Genomic DNA, 5,199 nt, shown 5'->3' with positions numbered 1-5,199 from the left:
GGCTAGAGGTGTGCCAAAGACAGCACCAAAGCCGCTGCTAATGCCGCACATCAAAATGATTTTGCGATCAAGCGGGCCTCTTTTAATAAGCTTGCCAAACCATTCCGCTAAGCTGCCGCCCATTTGTACTGCAGTACCTTCTCGACCAGCAGATCCGCCAAATAAATGGGTGATTAAAGTTCCAATCAGAACAAGTGGTGCCATTCTTAATGGGATGGAGCCATTACCGGTATGTATTTGCTCTATAATTAGATTATTTCCTCTACCTGCTTCTTTCCCAAACTTGAGATAAAGATAACTTACGAAGGCACCGCCGAGTGGCAGAAGCCACAATAACCACAAATGTTGTACACGCGTTTCGGTTGCGAATTCAAGACTGGCTAGAAATAATGCGGAAGCAGAACCAGAGAGGATGCCGATGACTCCAGCAATGAACAGCCATTTCAACATATATTTGGCAAGTGTGAGCGGTGCGAAATGCCTTACATCAATCATTCATGTGAACTCCTTCGTTGGCTCCCTGAGAGAAGGAATATGTTGTATTGTTTCTATTAGCTATTATACAACACTCCTAGAAGAGGTAAAGAAATTCATATCAGCGAATCAAGTGAAAACCAGCCGTCATAGACACCGTAAGAAATCCAAACCAAGTGATAAATATTGACGAGAAAGTAGATCAATACCGTAATAAGAATACATGGGTTGATCCAATACCGATTTTTCATTCGATAATAAATGAGGATTAGCAGCAGCGGGAGCAGCAGCTTCATACCATAGTAGCTAACGATATTCCAGTCATAAAGTTTTTGTACGAGTGGATTGAGCTCCTCGATTAATGATAGCCTCAAGCCTATATCTGTAAATAAAGCGTCGGCAAAGCAAAGAAACAGCAATCCGAACAGCAGCGGTTTTAAGTCCCATTCTTTGAGAGCAGTAATGGCCATTAAGCCTCCATTCTGAAAAAATGATCTGGGTTTTGCATAATAGATGCATATGCCTCATATGGATTATCATTCCTAAGGAATTTCTGTGGAATAAAGGAGGCCTAACGTTGAAGCGAATATTGATTGGAAGTCCCATTCGCCAAAGACCGACCATATTGCGTCACTTTTTAGCCTCGCTTGCGCGAATCGAAGCAAGCTCTTTTAAAGTAGATTATTTCTTTATTGACGACAATGATAACGAGGAGTCCTCGCAATTGCTGAGCGATTTTATATCGAAGCAAAAAGAGAACAATGAAAGTGAAACCATCTTAATAAGAGGCGATTCGATAACACCATATGCAAGGGATGAGTTTACTCATTACTGGAGCAATGATTTAATTGATAAAATCGCAAGCTGGAAGGATCATATGATCCAAACAGCGAGAGAGCAGCAATATGATGGACTATTCCTCATTGATTCGGATTTGCTGATTCACCCGGAAGCAATTGAATCTTTGATTTCTTCCGAGAAAGAGATCATTTCCACTATTTTCTGGACACAGTGGCAGCCTAATACGATGGAAATGCCGCAGGTTTGGCTGAAGGATACGTATTGGCCGTTTCAGTCAGATGGAACAGTAAAAGCCGGTGACGGTGCGGAAGCGGCTGTCATGTTTCTAATGAAGCTTAGAGTACCTGGTGTTTATCAGGTTGGCGGCCTTGGTGCATGCACGTATATCACTCGCTCAGCACTGGAGAAGCCGATATCATTTCGGACGATCTCGAATGTATCATTTTGGGGCGAAGATCGTCATTTCTGCATTCGAGCAGTTGCTCTTGGCATCGATTTGTACGTGGACACCAGATACCCAGCCTTTCATATCTACCGAGAATCGGATATTGAGCGCGCTATATTGTTTATGGAATCCACGCAGGACAAAGCATATACAAATTCGAATATGTTGCCAGCACAAGGACCTACGATCATTGTGCCCACAGCAGGTCCTAAGCTTACGTTATCTATGATCGTAAAAAATGAGGGAGAGCGCTTTTTAAAGGAAGTGCTTGAGCATCATAAGGAATATATAGATCATGCGGTCATTATTGACGATGGAAGCACGGATCATACCGGGGAAATCGTTCATGAATGCCTTGCCGGCATTCCGTTGACCTATATTAAAAACGAAAGCTCGCAATTTCATAATGAAGTAAAGCTAAGAACGCAGCAATGGGAAGAAACGATTCGCATTCGGCCGCAGTGGATTCTGAATATGGATGCGGATGAATATTTTGAGCAAAAATTTAAGGAAGAGCTGCCAGTGCTGCTAAACGATACGGAAACGTTCACTTATTTGTTTCGATTATTTGATTTTTGGTCGGAAGATCATTATCGCGAGGATGTATACTGGAATGCCCATAGCGTGTACCGCCCATTTTTATTGAAATATGTAGAGGGATTTTCTTATGTGTGGAAGCAAACCCCTCAGCACTGCGGGAGATTTCCTGAAAACATTTATTCACTTGCTAATAAGACGTCAAACCTGCGTGTAAAACATTTCGGCTGGGCGCGGGAGCAAGATCGTTTGCATAAATACGACCGGTACAAGAAGCTTGATCCTGATGCGATTTATGGCTGGAAGGAGCAATATGAATCCATTTTGGATGAGAAGCCGAATCTGGTGAAATGGATAGAGTAATAAAGCAAATAAATCATAACCTTTGACTAAGCATACACTCTAGTGATATATTTGAGTGTACGAATAGTGCAGGAGATTTCACAACCGGCTGTGTGTCCGCATACAGCCGGTTGTGCCTACTATATGGAGGCAAGCAACCTTGAATAAATATCCATTTGAGTTTGACCCGAAACAACCTTTTATACAACAGGCTAGCGATTGGATCGCTGATGTTTTTTATGAGAAGCTGCCTGAAGCTGGTTTTGAAATTAGAGATGAACAAATTTATATGGCTTTTCAATTGGAACGTGCTTTTGCAGATAAACAAACGATATTTGCTGAAGCTGGAGTTGGAACAGGTAAAACATTCGTTTACTTGTTGTATGCGATCACCTATGCTCGGTACACAAGAAAACCAGCAATTATTGCTTGTGCCGATGAATCCTTAATTGAGCAGCTTGTAAAGCCTGAAGGCGATATTGCAAAGCTTGGAAAATATTTGGATCTAACGATTGATGCTAGATTAGGCAAATCAGCAGATCAATATATTTGCTTGAAAAAGCTGGATAATRCAAGAGCTGGACAAGATAACGCGGAGCTATATGACAATATATATCGTGAACTTCCAAGCTTCGTCCATAAGCAGGATTCTATGCAAAGCTTCCATCCATATGGAAATCGCAAGGACTACCCAAGCTTAAATGATGAGCAGTGGAACGAGCTGGGCTGGGATGTATTTCAGGACTGCTTAGTGTGTGACGTTAGACATCGCTGTGGTCAAACACTCTCACGCGACCATTATCGCAAATCTGCAGATGTCATTATTTGCTCGCATGATTTCTATATGGAGCATATATGGACATATGACGCAAGAAAACGTGAAGGCCAGCTTCCATTGCTGCCAGAGTACAGCTCTGTAGTATTTGATGAGGGCCATCTGCTTGAAACAGCCGCACAGCAAGCGCTGACTTACAAGCTGAATCATGCTGTTTTTGAAGGAATCGTCATAAGACTGCTGCAAGAAGAGATTCGTGAAACTCTTGCTGTAGCTGTTGAGGATGCGATTGCCCAAAGTGAATTCTTATTTAAAATGTTGAATAAGCACAGCCAGAAGGTTCCTGCTTCGGATCGCAAGGAAATCATTTGGAGTGCGGAGCTTATTCGTGAAATTAATCGTTTGCAGGATACGCTATCGGTTATAGAAGAAGAGCTCGTATTCGAAAGCGGCTTATACACAATCGATACGTATCAGCTAAAAATCGTTGAAGAGCATTTGGAAATGATTCAATTTGCGCTTTCCTTATTCAAGCAAGCGGACAAGCCAATTAGCTGGGTTTCGCAGGATAAAGAAGGAACGTCACTCGTCATCATGCCAAAAGTGGTGAAGGAAGTGTTGAAGGAGCAAGTTTTATCTCGTAAAATGCCAATCGTATTTTCCTCAGCAACGCTCTCGGTTAACGGCTCATTTGAATATATGATGGACATATTGGGAATGGATAGCTCATTATCGTTCTCGGTTCCATCACCATATGACTATGAGCAGCAAATGACTGTGGAGATTCCAAAAGCTGAACAGTTTACGGCGCTTAACGATAAGGTAAATGAAACGTATCGCTTGCTTAAGCAATCAGGCGGAAGATCGCTTATTTTGTTCCCATCGATGGAGCAGCTAGAGCAATTTAAGGCAGAATCGGACAAGCATGCGGATTGTGCGGCTTATACTTTCTTTTATGAGGGCACAAGCGAAATTAGCTATTTGATTGAACAGTTTCAACAGGATGAAGCCAGCATTTTATGTGCAGTGACATTATGGGAAGGTTTAGATATTCCTGGTCCATCTCTTTCCCAGGTTATTGTGTGGGAACTTCCGTTTCCTCCAAATGATCCATTATTCGCAGCGAGACGGAATGACTCGGAATTACCATTCGAACAAGTGGATATGCCGTATATGCTGCTTCGATTACGTCAGGGCATTGGACGTTTGATTAGAACACGTGAAGACAGCGGGAAAATCGTTATTTTTGGCCAAAAAATGAATGATAGCTATGTGCGTGAACAAGTGGAAGGTGTGCTTCCGAAAGGTGTAGCATTAAGTTATTCCTAAAAAGAGAATAAGGTTCAAATAAGGAGAAGGGGAAACCCTTCTCTTTTTTTTATTCCTGCACTTTGAACGAACATAAGTTTATAACCTACCCATTACGGCAAAAATAGGAATAATTCGACAAAAAACAACAAGGAGTGTATGTGCTATGGCTTTACACGATCAGATAAACATTCCTAATTGGACGGTATGCGTACAAGCTGTTGTCACCCTCGTGATTCCTCTTCTTATCTCATCTATTTTTAATCGTTATCGCCAAGCTGATGATGAATAATCCGATGAGCGAAAATATTCAAGTTCGGCTGAAAGCCATTCATGAACAAATGGAGTTTCATTCCGATGTTTTGGTGCGTGAGTGCTCTATTGGGGATACGGGTATAAGCGCAGCTATTGTTTTTGTAAATGGATTAGCAGATTGTGATTTGATTGATCAGCATATTTTGAGAGCGTTAATGTCTGTTCAAGGAGAAGGCAAAACCGTCTCAAAATCGTTTTTAAC

4 protein-coding genes and 1 pseudogene are annotated in these 5,199 nt (G+C 41.8%); 3 read left to right on the top strand and 2 right to left on the bottom strand.

The window, feature by feature from the left end:
* The coding region (locus tag AC1DSE_RS29715) for a chloride channel protein (protein ID WP_477528658.1) at positions 1-495 on the bottom strand (495 nt) is incomplete at its 3' end.
* A 95-nt stretch (positions 496-590) separates the two neighbouring features.
* On the bottom strand, positions 591-944 hold the full coding sequence (locus tag AC1DSE_RS29710; protein WP_441882325.1) for a DUF5658 family protein: 354 nt from the start codon (positions 942-944) through the stop codon (positions 591-593).
* Positions 945-1,051: 107 nt separating this feature from the next.
* Between AC1DSE_RS29710 and AC1DSE_RS29705 the strand changes: the two genes are divergently transcribed.
* The 3 genes and pseudogenes from AC1DSE_RS29705 to AC1DSE_RS29695 form a co-directional block, all read left to right on the top strand.
* Positions 1,052-2,620 (top strand): glycosyltransferase, encoded by a 1,569-nt coding sequence (locus AC1DSE_RS29705; RefSeq protein ID WP_477511850.1) that lies wholly within the window; start codon positions 1,052-1,054, stop codon positions 2,618-2,620.
* 139 nt (positions 2,621-2,759) lie between these two features.
* Positions 2,760-4,703 (top strand): ATP-dependent DNA helicase, encoded by a 1,944-nt coding sequence (locus AC1DSE_RS29700; RefSeq protein ID WP_477528657.1) that lies wholly within the window; start codon positions 2,760-2,762, stop codon positions 4,701-4,703.
* 275 nt (positions 4,704-4,978) lie between these two features.
* Positions 4,979-5,199, top strand: a pseudogene (locus tag AC1DSE_RS29695) (hypothetical protein); the annotation flags it as partial.

It is taken from the genome of Paenibacillus sp. 01L418, assembly GCF_056400045.1.
Note: the sequence above shows the minus strand (reverse complement) of the source record. Positions and strands in the feature narration are given on the sequence as shown.